Source organism: Georgenia satyanarayanai (genome assembly GCF_023715365.1).
In the GTDB taxonomy this organism is placed as follows: domain Bacteria; phylum Actinomycetota; class Actinomycetes; order Actinomycetales; family Actinomycetaceae; genus Oceanitalea; species Oceanitalea satyanarayanai_B.
On sequence record NZ_JAMBNZ010000006.1, the window covers coordinates 188,210 to 205,929 of the forward strand.

Consider the following 17,720-nt stretch of genomic DNA (forward strand, 5'->3'; position numbering starts at 1 on the left):
ACAGCTGGGCTCCTTCCGGGGAGTCCAGCTGTCGGTGTCTGTGGGCACCGAAGCGTGCCCACCGCGCGCCGGGTCAGCTCGGTGGGAGCCCTACGGCCTGACGGCGACGAACCGGGCGTCGACCTGGGCCGTGATCTCGATGTCCTGCGGGACGAGCTGCAGCATGTCATCCGCCGCCGGGGCGGCCATGGCGCGCGCGAACGGTGCGCCGCCGTCGTCGACCGGGCGAAGCCCGTCACCGAGCATCCCGGCGTCGGCGAGCGCGACGGCCCGGACGCCGTCGAGCCCGAGCGCCGCGGCGTAGGCGCCGGCCTTCGCCCGGGCCTCCTCCACCGCCGCGGACCGGGCCCGGTGCTCGAGCTCCTGCTTGCGTGCGGCGGTCAGGGCCCACTCCACCCGGTCGACGCCGAACCCCGGGACGGTGGCCGCCTCGGACAGCCAGCGGCCCAGCCGCGCGAAGTCGCGGAACTTCACGTGCAGCTCGGCGCGGGCATGATGGACGATCGGGAGCTGCTTGCCCTCCGTGTTCCACGGACGCTCGGCCCAGGTGCGGACGTCCTGGGCGGACCACCAGGTCACCGGCCCGTGCGCCGGGTCGTGGAGTGCCGTCACGCTCGTGTGCAACCGGCCCGCCTGCTCGACGACGGCGGCGTACACCCGGTCCGCATCCGGGCCCTCGAGCCCGAGCTGGGCGTGCACGGTGGCACGCTCGGCCGGGTGGAAGACGTGGCTCGAGCCGCGGACGGTGATCTCGACGTCACTCATGGCTCGCACGGTACCGCGGCGAGGACCGGCGCAGGGGCGTCGGGCTGTCACCCGCCGAGCTGGTCGCCCGCCACCCGGGAGAACACCCACTCGTGGACGTCCTGCCACACCGCGCCCAGCCCCAGGGCGGTGCCGGCAGCGACCACTGCGCAGCCGAGGACGAAAAGCGCCAGCAGCACCAGCGCGCGCCGCAGCCGCAGCTCGGCCTCCTCGAGCGGGACCGGGACGGGGACCATCACGACCTCCCCTCGGCCAGGACGCCGCGGAGCACGCTCCTGGACGTCGTGACCCCGAGACGGACGAGGAGCACCCCACCGACGATGCTCGCCGCGGTGACGAGGACCGAGATCGGCGCGGTGACGACGGCGATCCCGACGAGCGGGAGGACGAGCGTGCCCGAGGCGGCCACCGCGATGACGGTGACGACGACGAGGGGCTTCATCACGGTGCGGCGCTGGGCCACGACCATCGTCGCCTCCGGCATCCCGAGCCGGTCGAGGCTGCGGTAGAGCTCGGCGCGGTCGAGGACCTCGGCGGCCTGGGTGACGCCGGCGGACACGGCGACCATGAGGAAGGTGGCGACGAGCGTGATGACGATGCCCGTCTGGACGTCCACGAGCAGCATCTGGTCGTCGCGGCTGCTCATGTCCGCGGTCACCCTCATCACCGCGACGCCGCTGCCGGCCACGACCGCGACGAAGCACGCCATGACCACGCCGCTGACCTGCCGCCACACCGCCTTGGGCGACTGCGCCATGCTGCGGGCGGCCAGCAGCTGCGCCGGCGTGTGCGCCCGCCGCAGCTGGCGGCGCGCGAGCCGCGCAACCACCCACGGGCCGAGCAGGTTGAGCACGGCGAGCACACTCCCGAAGCCCCCGAGGAGGACGGCCATCATGACGGCGAGGTCCGCGTAGCTGCCCTGCATCGCGACGGCGGCGGCACCGATGACGACGACGCTGACGGCGGCCCGCACCCACCCGACCGTGGGGGCGTCGGTCCGGCGCCGGACCCCGAGCGGGGAGATGCTCACCTGCCGCAGGCCGACGACGGCGCTCACGGCGGCGAGCAGGACGACGGTGACGACCGCCAGCAGGACGACCCACGGTGCCAGCCAGAAGGCGCTGCCGATCGGCTCACCGCGGAAGTGGATGAGCGCGACGATGGGAGCGAGGACGACGTACCCGGCGACTCCGGCGAGCGCGCCGGTCAGCGCGACGGTCGCGGCCTCGAGCACGGTCATCCTGGCGACCGTCGCCGTCGTCGCCCCGAGGAGGCGCAGCGTGGCGAGGCGGTCGTCGCGCCGCCGGGCCGAGAGCCGCGCCGCGGCGCCGCCGAGGGAGGCGAGCGGGACGACGAGCAGGACGACGGCGAGTGCCGCGAAGAGCTGGTAGGCGAGGGCGTAGCTGTCGTCCCACTGCCGGAAGGACAGGGCGCCGGCGAGGACGGTGAGAAGGAGCGTCGTCGTCGCGGCGAAGGCGACGACCGGCAGGAGCAGCACCGCCGACCGCGCGCTGCCGCGGCGGGCGAGGAGCATGCCCACCGGGAGCACCACCCCGGTACCGCTGCCGGCCGGTGGCGGGGGAGGGGCCAGCGTGGGCGCTGACGTCGGGCCCGTCACCGTGCTCATGAGCGGGAGTCCCCGACGACGCACCCGTCCCGCAGCCGCAGGACGCGCGTGCACTGCGCGGCGACCGTCTCGTCGTGGGTGACGACGACAAGGGTGCGGCCGGCACCGGTCGTGGCGTGGAGGAGGGCCTGCATGACCTCGCGGGAGGTGTCGCTGTCCAGCGCGCCGGTGGGCTCGTCCGCGAAGACGACCTCCGCGCCGGTCACCTGCGCCCGCGCGATCGCCACGCGCTGGGCCTGGCCACCGGACAGCTGGCCGATGCGGCGGTCCTCCATCCCGGCCAGGCCGAGGTAGCGCAGCCAGACGGCGGCGTGGTGCTCGGCCGCCGGCCGCCCGACCCCCTGAAGCATGAGCGCCATCGCGACGTTCTCCACGGCGGTGAGCTCGGGGATGAGCAGCCCCTCCTGGAAGACGAAGCCGAGACGCTCGCGGCGCAGCCTGGAGCGCTCCGCGTCGGACATGGAGCTGATGACGACGGGCCCGTGGCTCGTGGAGAGCAGGACCTGGCCGCTGCTCGGGCGGATGATCCCGGCGAGGCAGTGGAGCAGGGTCGTCTTGCCGGAGCCGGAGGCTCCCATGACGGCGACCGACTCCCCGGCCCGCAGGTCGACGTCGACCCCGGCCAGCGCCGTCGTCATCCCGTAGGTCATGGTGAGGCCGCGAGTGCTGAGGACCGGCACCGCGGCGGTGGTGGGTGGTGGCGGGGCGGAGGTGTGGGCTGTCATGGCTCCAGCCTCCGGCCGCGACCAGCCGGGGCGCGTCGGGCGGGGGACTGATCCTGCGCCGTCGCCGTCCCCTCCCGGGTGGAGGACGTGTCCACCGAGGGGTGGACACGCTGCGGATGCGAGCCCCGCGCCCCCGGCGGATCCTGGAGGCCCGACGAGAAGGAGGCGGCACATGCCCGGCAAGCAGGACCCCGGCCCCAGCGTCAAGGACAAGGAGCTCTACGAGTCCCTCCGCGACGAGGGCAACTCCAAGGAGAAGTCGGCCCGCATCGCCAACGCCGCGGCCAACAGCTCACGCAGCGACGTGGGGGAGAAGGGCGGCCACTCCGGCTCCTACGAGGACTGGACGGTCGACGACCTCCAGGACCGCGCGCGGGAGATCGGCATCGACGGCCGGTCGAGCATGAACAAGGACGAGCTCATCAAGGCCCTCCGCAACCACTGACCCACCCCCTGACGCCGACAGCCGGATTCCTCGCGGTCGACCGAGCACCACCCCTCGCGCCGACAGCCGGATTCCTCGCGGAGAGATCCGGCTGTCGGCGCAGGGCGTCCCCGGCGGGGAAGGGGCTTTGGTCCCGAGGGTGGGCGACCTCACCATGCTCTGCGATAGATGCATGCTGCATGTAAGGGTTATCGTGGACATCGTGACCGCAGCTCAGCACGACGTCCTCGAAGGCCTCATCGACGCGCTGGCCGACCTCACCCGTCGCCACCGCAACCTCACCGTCCGCCTCTCTCGGGAGTCCGGCCGGCCCGCCTCCCAGGTGGCGGTCCTCGCCTCTCTCGCCCGCCAGGGGGAGTGCCGCATCGCCGACGTGGCCGAGGACCTGCTCGTCGACCCTTCCGTGGTGAGCCGGCACGTGAGTCCGCTCGAGCAGGACGGCAGCGTCGAGCGCCGCCAAGACCCGGCGGACGCGCGCGCCGCGCTCCTGCGGCTCACGCCCACGGGCGAGGACGCGCTCGCGGCGGTCCGTCAGCTGCGCCGTCGCCACCTCGAGTCGGCCCTCACCGACTGGAGTGAGCACGACGTCGCCCAGCTCACCGACGTGCTGGACACTGTGGCCCGCTTCCTCGACGCGACCCAGGAGGTGGCGCGCTGATGGCACGCCCCGACCGCATGCCCCGCCCGGGCCGCCGCACCGAGGCGGAGGAGGCCAAGCACCGCGAGGTGATGAAGGTCTTCACCGGCCTGCTCCTCGCCCTCTTCGTTGCCATGCTCTCCGGCACGATCGTCGGCAACGCGCTGCCGGTCATCATCGCGGACCTCGGCGGCACGCAGCTGCAGTACACGTGGATCGTCACCGCGGCCCTCCTCGCCTCGACGGCGAGCACCCCGATCTTCGGCAAGCTCGCGGACCTCTTCGACAAGAAGAAGCTCCTCCTGCTCGCGATCGGCCTGTTCAGCGTCGGCTCGCTGCTCGCCGGGTCCGCGCAGAGCGCGAACACGCTCATCGCCTACCGCGTCATCCAGGGCGTGGGTATGGGCGCGCAGATGGCGCTCGTCCAGACGACGATCGCCACGATCATCTCCCCGCGCGAGCGTGGGCGGTACAACGGCTACATGGGCGCTGTCATGGCGGTGGCCACCGTGTCCGGCCCGCTCATCGGCGGGGTCATCGTCGACACCCCGTGGCTGGGCTGGCGCTGGTGCTACTGGAGCGCCATCCCCTTCTCGCTCATCGCGATCTGGGTCCTCCACCGGCGCCTGCACGTGCCGCCGAGCACGCGCCGCAAGCCGAAGATCGACTACTGGGGCGCGGCTCTCATCGTCATGTCCGTCACCCTCCTCCTGCTCTGGCTGTCCTTTGTCGACACGAGCTTCGCGTGGGTCTCGTGGCAGTCCGCCGCCATGCTCGGCAGTGCCGTCCTCGGGACGGTCGCCTTCGTCCTCGTCGAGCTGCGGGCCGCCGAGCCCGTCGTGCCCATGTGGATCCTCACCGAGCGCACCACCGCCCTGAGCATCGTCGCCAGCTTCGCCGTCGGCACCGTGATGTTCGCCGCCCCTGTCTTCCTCGGTCAGTACTTCCAGATCGGCCGCGGCTACGGCCCCACGGAGTCGGGCCTGCTCATGGTCCCGATGATGCTCGGCGTCTTCCTCGCCTCGACCATCGCCGGCCGGCTCGTCAGCTCGGGCGGCACGTGGAAGCGGTACGTCGTCGGGGGCATCGCGATCCAGGCCGTCGGCGTCATGCTCATGGCAACGATCGGGGTGTCCACGCCCCTGTGGGTGCTGGGCATCTACCTCGCGCTCATGGGCATCGGCCAGGGCGCCTCGATGCAGAACCTCGTCCTCGCGGTCCAGAACACGGTCGCGCTCAAGGACATGGGTGCCGCCAGCTCGGCCGTCGCCTTCTTCCGCTCCCTCGGCGGCGCGATCGGGGTCCAGGTGCTCGGCGCGGTGCTCTCCGCCCACATCTCCACCCTGCTCGTCTCCCGGCTCACCGAGGCGGGCATCCCGGCGGACGCCATGGCCGGTGGGGGCGGCACGCTGGACGTCGCAGCACTGCCCGACGACGTCGAGGCGATCGTCCGCAGCGCCTACGGCGACGGGATGGACCTCATCTTCCTCATCATGGGTGTCCTCGCCGTCGTCGCCCTCGTCGCGGCAGTCCTCATGCGTGGCTCCACGCTGCGCGACACCGTCGACCTCGAGGTCAAGCGCGCCGTCGAGGACGTCAAGGGTGAGCTGCCCGCCGCCGACGACGCCGCGGGCACCGACGACGAGGGCCCGGCCCGCAGGGCGGGCTAACCCCTGCCGTCCCGCGGGGCCGCGAGCCGCTCCGTCACCCACTCGACGGCGGTGCTCTCGTAGGCCTGGCGCGCCGGTCCGGGCGACAGGGCGAGGTCGTGGACCCCGCCGTCGACCTGGACGACGCTGACGTCCGGGCCCAGGCGCGGGCCGCGGTCCACCATGTGCCGCACGTCCAGGACGCAGTCGGCGCTGCGCAGCTCCTCCGCGGTGGGCGAGGACGGCGAGCCGGAGCGGGTGGAGCAGCACAGCAGCACCGGCACGTCGACCGCCAGCCCGCGCGCCACTCGGGCGTGCTCGCGGCGCACGCTGGCGGCCATCCCCGCACGCATCGGGAAGCCCTCGACCGGCTTCCACGCGAGGTCGTAGTCCCAGCCCTGCTCGCGCAGCCACCGTCCGTACGGCTCGTCCAGGTGGCTGACGACGACGCTCGGCAGCCACCGGGCGAGCAGGCCGATGAGCCGGGTGAGGAGGACGCGCTCCGCCCACGGCCCGTTGTGCTCGAGCCACGGGCTGTTGAGGACGACGGCGTCCACCTGCCCCGGGTGACGGTCGACCCAGCTCACCGCGATGAGACCGCCGGTGGAGTGGCCGAGCAGGACGACCTGGTCGTGCCCGTCCGCGCGGATCGCATCGAGCGCGACGCCGATCTCCTCGTCGTGGTGGTGCAGGTCGCGCACGTCCCCTGCGCGGGTCTGCTCACCGAGCGCCCGCCCGCTCATCCGCAGGTCCAGCGCGTAGAAGTCCAGCCCGGCGGCCACCCAGCGCTCGGCGTGGGCGGCCTGGAAGAAGTAGTCGGTGAAGCCGTGGAGGTAGAGCACGGCCTGCCGGCTCGTCGGCTCCCGCCGGTGGACGAGGACGGCCTCGGGCTGCCCGTCGTAGTCGGGCGAGGGACGCAGGGCGATGCGGCGCTGCACCCACGGCTCACCGAGGACGTCGGGCAGGGGCGGGGAGAGGCGGGCGGACATGGCCGCATCCTCGCAGGCGTCTGGGAGGATCGTCGCCATGACTCGGGGGAGACGTCGGACCGTGCCGGCAGCGCTCGCGCTGCTGCTCCTCGTCGGCGGGTGCGGGGGAGGTGAGACGGAGGACTCGGAGGGTGCGCCGTCGTCGTCCTCGCCGCCCGCGCCCACCGAGGAGGTGAGCATCGCCGACGGCGTCACCCTCCCGGAGACACGGGCGGGCCAGGCCGCGGCGTGGGTGCTCGAGCAGCTCGCCGCGGACGAGGGGCCCAGCGCCGAGGAGGCGCAGGAGCGCTTCGCGGACGCCTTCCTCGCGGAGGTGCCCGCGGCTCAGGTGGCCGCCGTCTTCGCCCAGCTGCGGGCGGGCGGCCCCTACGTCGTCGAGGGGTACGACGGCACCGAGGACGCCGCCCGGCTGCCGCTCGCGGCGCAGGACGGCCGCTTCCTCCTCCACGTCGTCACCGAGCCCGACGGCCGGATGAGCACCCTGTTCTTCGAGGCGACGCGCGCCGTCCCGGACGTCACCTCCCTGGAGGACCTCGACGCCGCGCTCGCCGGTCTCGACGCCGAGACCTCCGTCCTCGTGGCCGACGGCGCCACCTGCGAGGCGCTCCTTGAGCGGGAGTCCGACGTCGCACGGCCGATCGGCTCGATCGTCAAGCTCTACGTCCTGGACGCCGTCCGCCAGGCCGTCGCCGACGGCACGCTCGCGTGGGAGGACACCCTCACGCTCACCGACGACCTGCGCTCCCTGCCCTCCGGCGTCCTCCAGGAGGAACCGGCCGGCCACGAGGTGAGCGTCCGCGAGGCGGCCGAGCTCATGATCTCCATCAGCGACAACACGGCCACCGACCTCCTCATCGACGCCGTGGGGCGCGAGGCCGTGCTCGCGGCGGTCGAGCGGCTCGGTCACCACGACGCCGCACTGCTCACCCCGCTCGTCACCACCCGCGAGCTGTTCCAGCTTGGCTTCACCGACCCCGGGCTGCGCGAGCGGTGGGCCGCCGCCGACACCGCCGGCCGGCAGGAGATCGTCGCCGGCCTGCCCGGCGGCGAGGTCGCCGTCGACCCGGCGCTCGCCCAGGACGTCATCTGGCCCGACGGCCTCGACTGGTTCGCCACGGCGCAGGACCTGTGCCGTGCGCACGCCGGCCTGAAGCAGAGTGGCGACGAGACGGTGCTCGGCATCCTCGCGCTCAACCCGGGCATCGAGGCGCCCGAGGGCTGGGAGTACGTCGGCTTCAAGGGCGGCAGCGCGCCCGGTGAGATGGCAGGCTCGTGGTACCTGGGGTCGGCGGACGGCGAGGGGTACGCCGTCGTCGTCCAGATCGCGGCGACGGACGTGGCTGCGGTGCCCGACGCCGGGTGGATGGTCGGCGTCGTCGGCCAGACCGCCGAGGTGCTTGCCGAGGAGGAGTGACATGCGGCGCTGCTACGTGACCGTCACCGGCCGGGTCCAGGGCGTGGGGTTCCGCATGGCCTGCGCCGCCCGGGCCGAGCGCGCAGGCGTGGCCGGCTGGGTGCGCAACCTGCCCGACGGGCGGGTGGAGGCCGTCCTCGAGGGTGAGGAGACCGCCGTCGACCAGGTGCTGCGGTGGCTGCACGAGGGTCCGCCCGCCGCACGGGTCCAGGACGTCGACGTGCGCGTCGAGGACCCGCGGGCGGAGCAGGACTTCCAGGTGCGGTAGCGGCTCAGCCGTTCTTGCCGAGGATGGTGACCGCGTAGGGCACGCCGGACGTGCTGTAGGTGAAGCCGTAGCCGACGTGGGTGTACTCGCGGTCTAGCATCCACGGGGCGTGACCGTTCGAGTTCGTCCACCACGTGTGGAGGGCGAGGAACAGCGTCCCGCACTCCATGGAGGCGCCGCCGGTGTTGCGGACGACGAGCTCGCTGGCCCGCGTCCAGGCGCTGCCGCGCACTTCGACGCCCACCTGGGTGCGGTAGTTCGGGTTGTGCTGCACGGCGTCGATCGTGCGCAGCTGGTTGGCCCAGCCCTGCGCGACGCTCTGCAGGTGCGTGCTGTACTCCAACGGCCCGCGCCCGTTCGCGGCTCGGAAGGAGTTGATGTGCGCGAACAGGGAGTTCCGTGCCGACGAGACCGAGCACTTGCCGGGGTTCTCAGCGGGTGGAGGCGTCGGCGTGGGCGTCGGCTTCGGCGTGGGCGTGGGTGCCGGCGTTGGCTTCGGGGTGGGCGTCGGGTCGGGGGCAGGGGCCGGGGGAGGTGTGGGCGTCGGCTTCGGAGTGGCGCTGGGGCTGGGCTCCGGGGTCGGCGTGTCCGAGGGCTTCGGACGCGGTGTGCTGCCCTCCTCCGGCTCCGCGGGCTCGGTAGGCTCCGGCTTCGCCGGCGCCTCCGGCTCGCTGGGCTCGGCCGGCTCGGACGCCTCCGGCGCGGGCGCGGGGTCGGCCGTGACCGGGGGCTCAGTGGGCTCCGGCTCCGGCTCCTCGGTGACCTCCGGCTCCGGGGACGGCTCCTCTGTCACCTCGGGCTCGGGCACGGGCGCCGGCGCGGTGGTCGGCTCTGGCTCGGGAAGGGTCTCCTCACCGGCGTCGGGCACGAGGACGGGGTTGTCACCGCCGGGCGTCGACACCGGGCTCTCGTTCATGACGACCGCGGGGGTGGCCTTCTCCGGACGCTGCGAGCGAGAGGCGAGGGAGTCCGTACGGGCCTTGGTGGCGTCGGCGGCCGCGGCCAGCGTCACTTCGGTGACGCGCTCCTGGGCGGCGTAGTCGGCGAGGGAGATCGCGATGTCCGCGCGCTCCGCCGTCGTCGTCACGATCGTGCCGCCGGTCATGTGCGCGGGCATGCCGCTGGCCTCGAGCGGCAGGAGCACCCAGGCGGGCAGCGTCGGCGCCGCGGTCACGGTGCTCGCGAGCACCGTGAGGGTGAGGACGAAGGAGGCCGCGACGGCGCCCACGCGCGTAGCGGTGCGGCGCGGACGGCGTGCGCCGGTCCGTGCCTGCGGGTCAGATGCCACGACGGCTCCTCCTCCGCCTGCGCACGTGTGCGTCCCTGCCCGTGACTAGCCGAGGCGTCGACGGCGGGAGGGTGCAGCGGGCCGTCGAGCCATGTGTCCGCGCTCAGGGTAGACCCACCGGCCTCACATGTCACATAAGTAACACGAGTAACACTGCTGGCGGGCACGGAAACGACCGTGCGCCCGCCGGTACACCGTGCTCCCGGCCGAGCGGGAGCATGGTGCAGTCGACGGGCGCACAGTGAGAGAGGGGCGGCTCAGACCACGCCGTAGAGGCGGTCGCCGGCGTCGCCGAGGCCGGGGACGATGTAGGCGTTCTCGTCGAGGCGCTCGTCGACGGCGGCGGTGACGATCTTGACCTCACCGCGCGCGCCGACCGCCTGCTCCAGGGTCCGTAGACCCTCGGGCGCGACGAGCAGACAGATGGCCGTGACGTCGCGGGCACCGCGCGCCAGAAGGTACTCGATTGCCGCGATGAGCGTGTTGCCGGTGGCGAGCATCGGGTCCAGGACGAAGACCTGGCGGCCGCTGAGGTCCTCGGGCAGCCGGTTGGCGTAGGTGATCGCCTCGAGCGTCTGCTCGTCGCGCTGCATCCCGAGGAAGCCCACCTCGGCAGTGGGGAGCAGACGCGTCATGCCGTCGAGCATCCCCAGGCCCGCGCGCAGGATCGGCACGACGAGCGGACGGGGCGCCGCGAGGTGCGTGCCCGTGGTGCGCGCGACCGGCGTGTCGATCTCCACCTGCTCGGTCTGCACCTCACGGGTGGCCTCGTAGGCGAGGAGGGTGACGAGCTCGTCGACCAGCAGCCGGAAGGTGGGCGACTCGGTGCGCTCGTCCCGCAGGACGGTGAGCTTGTGGGCGATGAGCGGGTGGTCCGCGACGTGCAGGCGCATGGGTAGAACGTACCGGTGCCCGGGCGACGGCGTGCAGGATGGGACCCATGGCACCGTGGACCGTGGCGATGAACACTGCCCTGGAGCTCGCCGAGCGGGCGCTCGCGGGCGGGGACGTGCCGGTCGGCGCCGTTGTCCTCGACCGGGACGGCCGGGTGGTCGCGACGGCGCACAACCGCTGTGAGGTCGACCGGGACCCCACCGCCCACGCCGAGGTCCTCGCCCTGCGCGCCGCGGCCGCCGCCACCGGTGACGTCCGCCTCGAGGGCTGCACCCTCGTCGTCACGCTCGAGCCGTGCACGATGTGCGCCGGCGCGGTGGTGCTCTCCCGCGTGGACCGGATCGTCTTCGGTGCTTGGGACACCAAGGCCGGCGCGTGCGGCTCGATCCGTGACGTCGTGCGGGACTCGCGGCTCAACCACCGCGCCGAGGTGGTCGGCGGGGTCGAGGAGGAGCGCTCGGCGCGCCTGCTGCGGGACTTCTTCGCCGCCCGCCGCTGAGAGCTCGCCCCTCCCGCCGACAGCCGGATTCCTCCGGGCCCGGGTGTTCGCGTTCTGCGCAGAAGTCCTCTGGGGTGCCCCTTCATCGTCGCCTGTCCCGGCGTGTCGGCAGCGTGTCGCGAACCTGTGCGCAGGATCCCGACAGCGTGGGCCGGCTGTCGGGGAGCTGGGCTCTCGGTGCTACGTCAGCCGGGGGCGGAGGGTCTGGGCGAGGTAGGGCAGGGCGACGGTCGTGCTGACCTCGACCTTCGCCGTCGCGAGGTCGTCCCCCCGCGTCTCGCCCCGGGTGAGGATGACCACCGGCTTGCCGGACTTGGCGGCCTGGCGGACGAAGCGCAGCCCGGACATGACCGCCAGCGAGGAGCCGGCGACGAGCAGCGCGTCGGCTTCGTCGACGATCGCCCGGGCGTGGTCCACCCGCTCCTTCGGCGTCGTCCCGCCGAAGAAGACGACGTCGGGCATGAGGGTGCCGCCGCAACGTGGGCAGGGTGCGACGCGGAAGTGTGCGGTGCTCTCCAGGGCGGCGTCGGCATCTGGAGCGACCTCGACGTCGTCGACGTGCCGCTCCCGCCAGCCCGGGTTGAGTGCGGACAGGGCCTGGTCGTGGGCCTCCCGGGAGAAGGTGCGCCCGCAGTCGCGGCAGACCACCTGGTCGAAGCGGCCGTGGAGGTGGACGACGTTGCGGGAGCCGGCCTTGAGGTGGAGGAGGTCGATGTTCTGGGTGACGACCCCGTTGACCGTGCCCTCGTACTCCATGAGCGCCAGCGCCGCGTGGCCGGCGTTGGGGTTGACGTCGCGCAGGTGGCGCCAGCCGAGGTGGTTGCGTGCCCAGTAGTGGCGACGGTGCTCCTCGGTGGCGATGAACTCCTGCAGCGTCATCGGCCGCCGCGGCGGGGAACCGGGACTGCGGTAGTCCGGCACGCCCGAGTCGGTCGAGAGCCCGGCCCCGGTCAGCGCCGCGACCGTCGCCCCGGACAGCAGCTCGACGACGGGCGCCAGTGCGGCCGGGACGTCCTCCGGCTCGGGCCGGGCGGCGTCGGCCGGCGGCGCGACGATAAGGGGTCGTTGCGGGTCCACCCGGCCGAGGCTAACCCCGGGCCCACCGGTCCGCTCAGCCGGCGAAGGTACCGATCTGCTCACGCAGTGAGTGGACCATCTCCGCGAGCGTGGAGCCCTCGCCTGTGGCGGCCGTGATGGTCCCCACCTGCGTGTCCATCTCCCCGACGAGCCCGGCGATCCGGTCGATGGTCGCGGCGGCCTCGTGGGCCGAGTCGATGGCGGCCTCCAGCTGGGCGCCGATCCGCCCGGCGGACGTGGCTGTCTCGTCCGCGAGCGAGCGCACCTCGTGGGCGACGACGGCGAAGCCGCGGCCCGCGTCTCCCGCCCGTGCGGCCTCGATGGTGGCGTTGAGAGCGAGCATGCGGGTCTGCGCCGCCACCGTGCTGATGAGGGTGACGGCTTCCGCCGTGGCCGCGGACGCCTCTTCCAGCTCCTGCATGGTGTCCAGCGCCGCCCGCGCCTCGCTGACCGCGGTGGCGGTCGAGGCAGCGAGGCTGCTCGTGGAGGTGGCCACCTCGACGAGGTCGGCCGTGACCTGCGCCGAGGCAGCGAGCGCGGAGCCGGCGAAGCTCGTCCGCGCGTCGACCTGCTCGGCGAGCCTGCGCGCGCCGTCCTGCATCGATGCCCGTCCTGCGTCGATCCGTGCCGCGCCCTCCCGAAAGCTGCCCGGCATGCCCTGCTGGAGAAAGCGGCGGTGGAAGCGTCCGGCCGCGGCGGCGGTGAGTGCTGCCTGGGACTCGCGGACGAAGGCGTCGGTGACGTCGAGGAGCCGGTTGACGCCGTCGCGCAGCGCGTCGGCGTCGACGTTCTCGCCCAAGTCCGGGACCCGGACCTCCAGGTCACCGGCCGCGGCGCGTTCGACGACGGCGGTGACGGCGGCGCGAGCCGCGTGGTGGGACGCCAGCTCGGCCTCCAGCTCGGCGATCCGGGCGGCAACCTGCCTGCGCCTCATGCCCGTCCCTCCCCGACGAGCTCCCACACCAGCTCGTCGTAGGGCTGCCCGGCGAGCTGCTCCTCGAGCGCGGCACGGGAGGCGACGGCAGCTTCGGAGGCTCGCCGGTGCCTCGCCTCGGCGGCGCGCATGCCGGCGTAGATCCTCGCGACCCGGGCGACAGCCGCGGGGGAGGGCGAGCGGCGGCTGGAGTGGTAGCCGACGACGGCGCCGCGGCTGTCGCGGGTGGGCGTCACGTGCGCGAGCACCCAGTAGTGGGCGCCGTCCTTCGCGAGATTGTTGATGTAGGCGAAGATCTCCTCCCCGGTCTGGATGGTCTCCCACAGGAGATGGAACAGACCGCGGGGCATTTCGGGGTGGCGGATGAGACTGTGCGGCTGGCCGAGGACCTCGTCCTCTGAGTACGCCGAGACCCGCAGGAAGACGTCGTTGGCGTAGGTGATCCGACCCTTGAGGTCGGTCTTGGAGACGATGATCTCGTCCTCACCGAAGGTGCGCGCCACTCCCGTCGGCGCGGTTGCTAGCACTGGTCTGGCCTACCTCTCGAACGACTCGTCCCTCACCATGTCGACCGATCGGCACGCCGGCGGCGATCCTGAGGGAGCGGGCCTGAGGCGAGGCCCACACGGCAGGAGCAGCCAGCGATTAGTGGCTCGGGCGCGCCGGCCGGTACACTCGGTCGCCGAGGTAGCGTGTCCGAGCGGCCGAAGGTGCAGCACTCGAAATGCTGTGTGGTGCAAGCCACCGTGGGTTCAAATCCCACCGCTACCGCCAGCGCGGCGGCCCGGGTCTCCCAGTGAGCCCCGGGCCGTTGCCGTTTCTCAGCGCGCGTAGCGCTGGACGAAGTTCGTCAGCACCCGGCCGGCCGCGGTGACGTCGGCGGCCGCGACCTCGCGGTGGACGTCGTCGAAGTCGTCAGGGTCGAAGTAGCCGGCGTGGCGGTAGACGGTCATCCGCTCCACCAGCGCCTCGAGGGTGAGCTCGGGGTGGAACTGGGTGCCGTACAGGTTGGTGCGCACCCGGAACATCTGCACCGGGCAGTGCTCGGAGGTGGCGAGGATGACGGCGCTCTCCGGCAGGTGCGTGCACGCCTCCTTGTGGCCGACGAAGGCCTGGAAGAACACCGGTAGGCCCGCGAGGACGGGGTCGGCGCGGCCCTCGTCGGTGAGGGAGATGACCGGCGCGCTGATCGGCTCGGAGTACGTGCCGTCCAGGACCCCGCCGATGTGCCGGGCGAGCGTGCCGATCCCGTAGCAAGCCCCGAAGAAGGGGTAGTCACGCTCCACCAGCACGTCGAGCAGCCCGCTGAGCTCGGCCTCCACCCGGCGCTGGGTGTCGCTCTTGTGCTCGTCGGGGACCGAGCTGGTGAAGGGGCTGCCGCCGAGGATGATGCCCGAGTATGCGTCGAGGTCGAGGTCCGGCAGCGGCTCCGCCTCGAGCCGCAGCCGCTCGAGCTCGGCCTCGGCGAGTCCGCCCAGCGCGAGCATCGACGCGTACTCCGAGTCGGCGGCGTCGTCCTCGGAGCGGGTGGAGATCAGCAGGAAGGGCTTCACGTCCGCAGGTTACCTGCGTGCCGCGGCTCGCTCAGATCATTGTCCGCGCGGAGAGGAAGAGGAGGAACAGCCCTGTCCACACTGCGGTCATCGCGTACCCGAGAGCGAGCCCGGCCACCGCGAGCCCGCGCCCGCCCTCGTAGGAGGTCCGCAGTCGGCGCAGGCCCAGGTGCCCGAAGGCGATCGCGATGAGGCACAGCCCCGGCACCACCACCCCGAGCACGCCGAACACCATCGCCGCGACCGCGACCCGGTCGTTGCGGTAGGCGGGGCTGTCGTAGCCGGCCCCGCCGAGCACCCGGTCGCGGTGGCGCTCGCTCGTGTCGAACGCGGACGACGACGGCGTCACGTACGGGGATCGCGCCGGTGCGCCCCCGTAGGGCTCGCCCGCCGGGACCGCAGCGCCGGCGGAGGCGTACGGCTCTCGCGGGGGCACGCCCTCCTCACGCCCCGGCGCGCGCCACTGACCGTCGTCCACGCGTCAAGGATTGCACGCTGGGACACGGCCGGGCCGGGCGCCCTGGTGCCGCTAGTCTGCGCGGCGGCGAACACACCTGCGGCGAAGGGCACGGACATGGCGATCTGGACGGTTCACGGGGACGGGGTCCGCATCGGACCGGGGGAGGTGGTCGGCCCCGGGGAGCGGCTCAGCTGGCCGCGCACCATCGGGATCGGCTCCCAGCACGTCGTCGCGATGTTCGGGGCGACCTTCCTCGTCCCACTCATCACCGGCTTCCCGCCGTCGACGACGCTCTTCTTCTCCGCCGTCGGCACCGTCCTCTTCCTCCTCATCACCCGTAACCGCGTCCCGAGCTACCTCGGGTCGAGCTTCGCGTTCATCGCCCCCATCGGTGCGGCGACCGAGGTGGGCGGGATGCCGGCCGCGCTGGGCGGCATCCTCGTCGTCGGTGTTCTCCTCGCGCTCATCGGGCTGCTCGTCCACTTCGCCGGGGCGCGGTGGATCGACGTCGTCATGCCGCCGATCGTCACGGGCACCGTCGTCGCCCTCATCGGCTTCAACCTCGCGCCGAGCGCGTGGAACAACGTGAAGAAGGCGCCGGCGACGGCGCTGGCGACCATCGCCGTCGTCGTCCTCGTCACGGTGCTGTTCCGCGGGATCCTCGGGCGGCTCGCCATCCTCGTCGGCGTGCTCGCCGGCTACGTCGTAGCGGTCCTGCGTGACGAGGTCGACTTCACCCGCGTGGGCGAGGCGGACTGGCTCGGGCTGCCCACCTTCACCGCGCCGAGCTTCGACCTGTCCCTCATGGGACTGTTCGTGCCCGTCGTCATCGTCCTCGTCGCCGAGAACATCGGCCACGTGAAGTCCGTGGCCGCGATGACGGGGGAGAACCTCGACGACGTGACCGGCCGCGCCCTCCTCGCCGACGGGCTCGCCACGACGCTCGCCGGCGCCGGCGGTGGCTCCGGCACGACGACCTACGCCGAGAACATCGGCGTCATGGCCGCGACCCGTGTGTACTCGACCGCCGCCTACGGGGTCGCCGCCCTCGTCGCCCTCCTGCTCAGCATGTCCCCGAAGTTCGGCGAGCTCATCAACACCGTCCCCGCGGGCGTCCTCGGCGGCGCCGCGACCGTCCTGTACGGGATGATCGGCGTGCTCGGCGCGCGCATCTGGGTGCAGGCCAAGGTCGACTTCTCCGACCCCGTCAACCTCACGACGGCGGCCATCGCGCTCATCGTCGGCATCGCGAACTACACGTGGGTGGCCGGGGACCTGCGCTTCGAGGGCATCGCGCTCGGCACTGCCGCGGCGCTCGGTGTCTACCACCTCATGCGGGCGCTGGCCCGGTGGCGTGGGACGACGGCGGAGCCGGCGAGTCCTGCGTCGGTGCCGGACGCCTCGCGCGAGGACTGAGGCCGGAGGCTCGAGGCGGCGGCGGCGAAGCGGCTCAGCCCTCCGCTGCCGCCTCCTCGTCCTCGACGGGGTCGCTCGGGACGGGGACGGGCGTGCAGCCAGGCGGCGGGGGGAGCGGCTGCTCGGGATCCACGGCCGTCTCCTCGGGCGAGGGAACCTCGCTGAAGGCACCGCCGAGGACGACGTCGATGGTGGCGTTGTCCCGCCCGTCGAGCGACACGGTCGAGCCGGGCACGATCTGGGCGACGGTGTAGGCGGCCTGCAGGCCGCGCGGTCCGCTCACGATGTTGGCGACCCCCTCGAGGTTGCCCCCGTAGTTCGCCTGCTGGGAGATGACGACGCCGTACTGCGCCAGGCCGCTGGCGGTGCGGGCAGCGAGGCCGGTCTCGTCCGTCGCGTTGTACACGTTCGCGGTGATCTCGCTGTAGGGCGCCGGGAGCGCGTCCGCCGGCGGACAGGGCACGTTCGTGCTGGCCGCGTCGGTGGGCTCCGGAGAGCTGAAGGGGCGGGCGAAGGGGGAGGGGATCACGTTGCCCCACATCGCGGCGGCCACCAGCGCCACCACGAGCATCGCGGTGATGATGATCCCGAAGATCAGGGTCTGGCGCTGCTGGAGATGGCGGCGACGGGCGGCACGACGGCGCGCGGCCTCGGCGGGGTCAGTCGTCACAGAGGCAAAGGTAGTGCGTGGGCACGCTCCGGCGTGAACCCGTCACGCGCCGGATGTCGTTCCCTGGAGGGTCAGCCGGTGGACAGGACCGTCCCGTCGAGGTCCAGCTCGAGGACCCGCGCGTGTACGTGGAGGCGCTGCTGGAGGGCCGCGCGCAGCGCCCGGTGCAGCCCGTCCTCGAGGTAGAGGACGCCGCGCCAGGAGACGACGTGGGCGAAGAGGTCGCCGTAGAAGGTGGAGTCCTCCGCCAGGAGATGGCGCAGGTCGAGCTCGCTCTTGGTGGTGACGAGATCGTCCAGCCGGACCTGCCGCGGTGCCACCGCGGCCCAGTCGCGGGTGGTCTCCACACCGTGGTCGGGGTAGGGACGGCCGTCGCCGACTGCCTTGAAGATCACTCGTCGATAGTAGGG

Annotated in this window: 21 protein-coding genes and 1 tRNA gene; 8 read left to right on the forward strand and 14 right to left on the reverse strand. The window is 73.0% G+C overall.

All coding sequences use genetic code 11. From position 1 onward, the window contains the following. Positions 1-90: 90 nt before the first annotated feature. Genes M3148_RS09810 through M3148_RS09825 form a run of 4 tightly spaced genes read right to left on the reverse strand, consistent with a single transcriptional unit; the run spans position 91 to position 3,117 of the window. On the reverse strand, positions 91-765 hold the full coding sequence (locus tag M3148_RS09810) for an SIMPL domain-containing protein (protein WP_251304512.1): 675 nt from the start codon (positions 763-765) through the stop codon (positions 91-93). Between the two features lie 47 nt (positions 766-812). Then, positions 813-1,004: a hypothetical protein gene (locus M3148_RS09815; protein ID WP_251304514.1), complete on the reverse strand. Its 192-nt coding sequence runs from the start codon at positions 1,002-1,004 to the stop codon at positions 813-815. Continuing rightward, positions 1,001-2,392 carry an FtsX-like permease family protein gene (locus tag M3148_RS09820; RefSeq protein ID WP_251304515.1) on the reverse strand — a complete coding sequence of 464 codons (1,392 nt, stop codon included), beginning with the start codon at positions 2,390-2,392 and terminating at the stop codon, positions 1,001-1,003. The genes M3148_RS09815 and M3148_RS09820 overlap by 4 nt, the downstream gene beginning before the upstream one ends. Next, on the reverse strand, positions 2,389-3,117 hold the full coding sequence (locus M3148_RS09825; protein WP_440136917.1) for an ABC transporter ATP-binding protein: 729 nt from the start codon (positions 3,115-3,117) through the stop codon (positions 2,389-2,391). The genes M3148_RS09820 and M3148_RS09825 overlap by 4 nt, the downstream gene beginning before the upstream one ends. Before the next feature lie 172 nt (positions 3,118-3,289). Between M3148_RS09825 and M3148_RS09830 the strand changes: the two genes are divergently transcribed. The 3 genes from M3148_RS09830 (at position 3,290) to M3148_RS09840 (ending at position 5,869) form a co-directional block, all read left to right on the forward strand. After that, positions 3,290-3,562 carry a DUF7218 family protein gene (locus M3148_RS09830; protein ID WP_251304516.1) on the forward strand — a complete coding sequence of 91 codons (273 nt, stop codon included), beginning with the start codon at positions 3,290-3,292 and terminating at the stop codon, positions 3,560-3,562. 202 nt (positions 3,563-3,764) lie between these two features. Beyond that, positions 3,765-4,220, forward strand: a complete 456-nt coding sequence (locus M3148_RS09835; RefSeq protein ID WP_251304517.1) for a MarR family winged helix-turn-helix transcriptional regulator — start codon at positions 3,765-3,767, stop codon at positions 4,218-4,220. Beyond that, on the forward strand, positions 4,220-5,869 hold the full coding sequence (locus tag M3148_RS09840; RefSeq protein WP_251304518.1) for an MDR family MFS transporter: 1,650 nt from the start codon (positions 4,220-4,222) through the stop codon (positions 5,867-5,869). Before M3148_RS09835 ends, M3148_RS09840 begins: the two co-directional genes overlap by 1 nt. On the opposite strand, the gene M3148_RS09845 is transcribed toward M3148_RS09840, so the two are convergent. After that, entirely contained in the window at positions 5,866-6,837 is a 972-nt protein-coding gene (locus M3148_RS09845; protein ID WP_251304519.1) for an alpha/beta hydrolase, read from the reverse strand. The two genes, M3148_RS09840 and M3148_RS09845, sit on opposite strands and share 4 nt — an antisense overlap. Positions 6,838-6,874: 37 nt before the next feature. Between M3148_RS09845 and M3148_RS09850 the strand changes: the two genes are divergently transcribed. Both M3148_RS09850 and M3148_RS09855 read left to right on the forward strand, forming a co-directional pair. Then, entirely contained in the window at positions 6,875-8,251 is a 1,377-nt protein-coding gene (locus M3148_RS09850) for a serine hydrolase (protein WP_251304520.1), read from the forward strand. Position 8,252: 1 nt separating this feature from the next. Continuing rightward, complete coding sequence (locus M3148_RS09855; RefSeq protein WP_251304521.1) at positions 8,253-8,519, forward strand: acylphosphatase; 267 nt, start codon at positions 8,253-8,255, stop codon at positions 8,517-8,519. A 4-nt stretch (positions 8,520-8,523) separates the two neighbouring features. On the opposite strand, the gene M3148_RS09860 is transcribed toward M3148_RS09855, so the two are convergent. Together M3148_RS09860 and upp are read right to left on the reverse strand one after the other, a co-directional pair. After that, positions 8,524-9,807 carry a CAP domain-containing protein gene (locus M3148_RS09860; RefSeq protein WP_251304522.1) on the reverse strand — a complete coding sequence of 428 codons (1,284 nt, stop codon included), beginning with the start codon at positions 9,805-9,807 and terminating at the stop codon, positions 8,524-8,526. 257 nt (positions 9,808-10,064) lie between these two features. Beyond that, positions 10,065-10,700, reverse strand: a complete 636-nt coding sequence (gene upp / locus M3148_RS09865) for a uracil phosphoribosyltransferase (RefSeq protein WP_251304523.1) — start codon at positions 10,698-10,700, stop codon at positions 10,065-10,067. 47 nt (positions 10,701-10,747) lie between these two features. Between upp and tadA the strand changes: the two genes are divergently transcribed. After that, positions 10,748-11,200, forward strand: coding sequence for a tRNA adenosine(34) deaminase TadA (gene tadA, locus M3148_RS09870; RefSeq protein ID WP_251304524.1), 453 nt, complete (start codon positions 10,748-10,750; stop codon positions 11,198-11,200). A gap of 180 nt (positions 11,201-11,380) precedes the next feature. Here tadA and M3148_RS09875 read toward each other — a convergent pair whose 3' ends face one another. Genes M3148_RS09875 through M3148_RS09885 form a run of 3 tightly spaced genes read right to left on the reverse strand, consistent with a single transcriptional unit; the run spans position 11,381 to position 13,738 of the window. Then, complete coding sequence (locus M3148_RS09875; protein WP_251304525.1) at positions 11,381-12,277, reverse strand: Sir2 family NAD-dependent protein deacetylase; 897 nt, start codon at positions 12,275-12,277, stop codon at positions 11,381-11,383. Between the two features lie 34 nt (positions 12,278-12,311). Then, positions 12,312-13,211, reverse strand: coding sequence for a methyl-accepting chemotaxis protein (locus M3148_RS09880; protein WP_251304526.1), 900 nt, complete (start codon positions 13,209-13,211; stop codon positions 12,312-12,314). Then, complete coding sequence (locus M3148_RS09885) at positions 13,208-13,738, reverse strand: PAS domain-containing protein (protein ID WP_251304527.1); 531 nt, start codon at positions 13,736-13,738, stop codon at positions 13,208-13,210. Before M3148_RS09885 ends, M3148_RS09880 begins: the two co-directional genes overlap by 4 nt. Positions 13,739-13,897: 159 nt before the next feature. Between M3148_RS09885 and M3148_RS09890 the strand changes: the two genes are divergently transcribed. Continuing rightward, positions 13,898-13,985, forward strand: a tRNA-Ser gene (locus M3148_RS09890). Between the two features lie 47 nt (positions 13,986-14,032). On the opposite strand, the gene M3148_RS09895 is transcribed toward M3148_RS09890, so the two are convergent. Both M3148_RS09895 and M3148_RS18315 read right to left on the reverse strand, forming a co-directional pair. After that, positions 14,033-14,764, reverse strand: a complete 732-nt coding sequence (locus tag M3148_RS09895; protein WP_251304528.1) for a glutamine amidotransferase — start codon at positions 14,762-14,764, stop codon at positions 14,033-14,035. 31 nt (positions 14,765-14,795) lie between these two features. Beyond that, positions 14,796-15,242, reverse strand: coding sequence for a DUF4190 domain-containing protein (locus M3148_RS18315; protein ID WP_251304529.1), 447 nt, complete (start codon positions 15,240-15,242; stop codon positions 14,796-14,798). Between the two features lie 96 nt (positions 15,243-15,338). On the opposite strand from M3148_RS18315, the gene M3148_RS09905 reads away from it, so the two are divergent. Next, positions 15,339-16,640: a uracil-xanthine permease family protein gene (locus M3148_RS09905; RefSeq protein WP_251304530.1), complete on the forward strand. Its 1,302-nt coding sequence runs from the start codon at positions 15,339-15,341 to the stop codon at positions 16,638-16,640. 34 nt (positions 16,641-16,674) lie between these two features. Here the strand turns inward: M3148_RS09905 and M3148_RS09910 are convergent, their stop codons facing one another. Both M3148_RS09910 and M3148_RS09915 read right to left on the reverse strand, forming a co-directional pair. Further along, complete coding sequence (locus tag M3148_RS09910; protein ID WP_251304531.1) at positions 16,675-17,310, reverse strand: LytR C-terminal domain-containing protein; 636 nt, start codon at positions 17,308-17,310, stop codon at positions 16,675-16,677. 71 nt (positions 17,311-17,381) lie between these two features. After that, complete coding sequence (locus M3148_RS09915) at positions 17,382-17,705, reverse strand: type II toxin-antitoxin system VapB family antitoxin (protein ID WP_251304532.1); 324 nt, start codon at positions 17,703-17,705, stop codon at positions 17,382-17,384. Between the last annotated feature and the right edge of the window lie 15 nt (positions 17,706-17,720).

Coding starts and splice junctions, on each gene's coding strand:
- M3148_RS09905 (WP_251304530.1), top strand. CDS start 15,339: ATGGCGATCTGGACGGTTCACGGGGACGGGGTCCGCATCGGACCGGGG.
- M3148_RS09880 (WP_251304526.1), bottom strand. CDS start 13,211: ATGAGGCGCAGGCAGGTTGCCGCCCGGATCGCCGAGCTGGAGGCCGAG.
- M3148_RS09825 (WP_440136917.1), bottom strand. CDS start 3,117: ATGACAGCCCACACCTCCGCCCCGCCACCACCCACCACCGCCGCGGTG.
- M3148_RS09850 (WP_251304520.1), top strand. CDS start 6,875: ATGACTCGGGGGAGACGTCGGACCGTGCCGGCAGCGCTCGCGCTGCTG.
- M3148_RS09845 (WP_251304519.1), bottom strand. CDS start 6,837: ATGTCCGCCCGCCTCTCCCCGCCCCTGCCCGACGTCCTCGGTGAGCCG.
- M3148_RS09830 (WP_251304516.1), top strand. CDS start 3,290: ATGCCCGGCAAGCAGGACCCCGGCCCCAGCGTCAAGGACAAGGAGCTC.
- upp (WP_251304523.1), bottom strand. CDS start 10,700: ATGCGCCTGCACGTCGCGGACCACCCGCTCATCGCCCACAAGCTCACC.
- M3148_RS09855 (WP_251304521.1), top strand. CDS start 8,253: ATGCGGCGCTGCTACGTGACCGTCACCGGCCGGGTCCAGGGCGTGGGG.
- M3148_RS09810 (WP_251304512.1), bottom strand. CDS start 765: ATGAGTGACGTCGAGATCACCGTCCGCGGCTCGAGCCACGTCTTCCAC.
- tadA (WP_251304524.1), top strand. CDS start 10,748: ATGGCACCGTGGACCGTGGCGATGAACACTGCCCTGGAGCTCGCCGAG.
- M3148_RS09840 (WP_251304518.1), top strand. CDS start 4,220: ATGGCACGCCCCGACCGCATGCCCCGCCCGGGCCGCCGCACCGAGGCG.
- M3148_RS09820 (WP_251304515.1), bottom strand. CDS start 2,392: ATGAGCACGGTGACGGGCCCGACGTCAGCGCCCACGCTGGCCCCTCCC.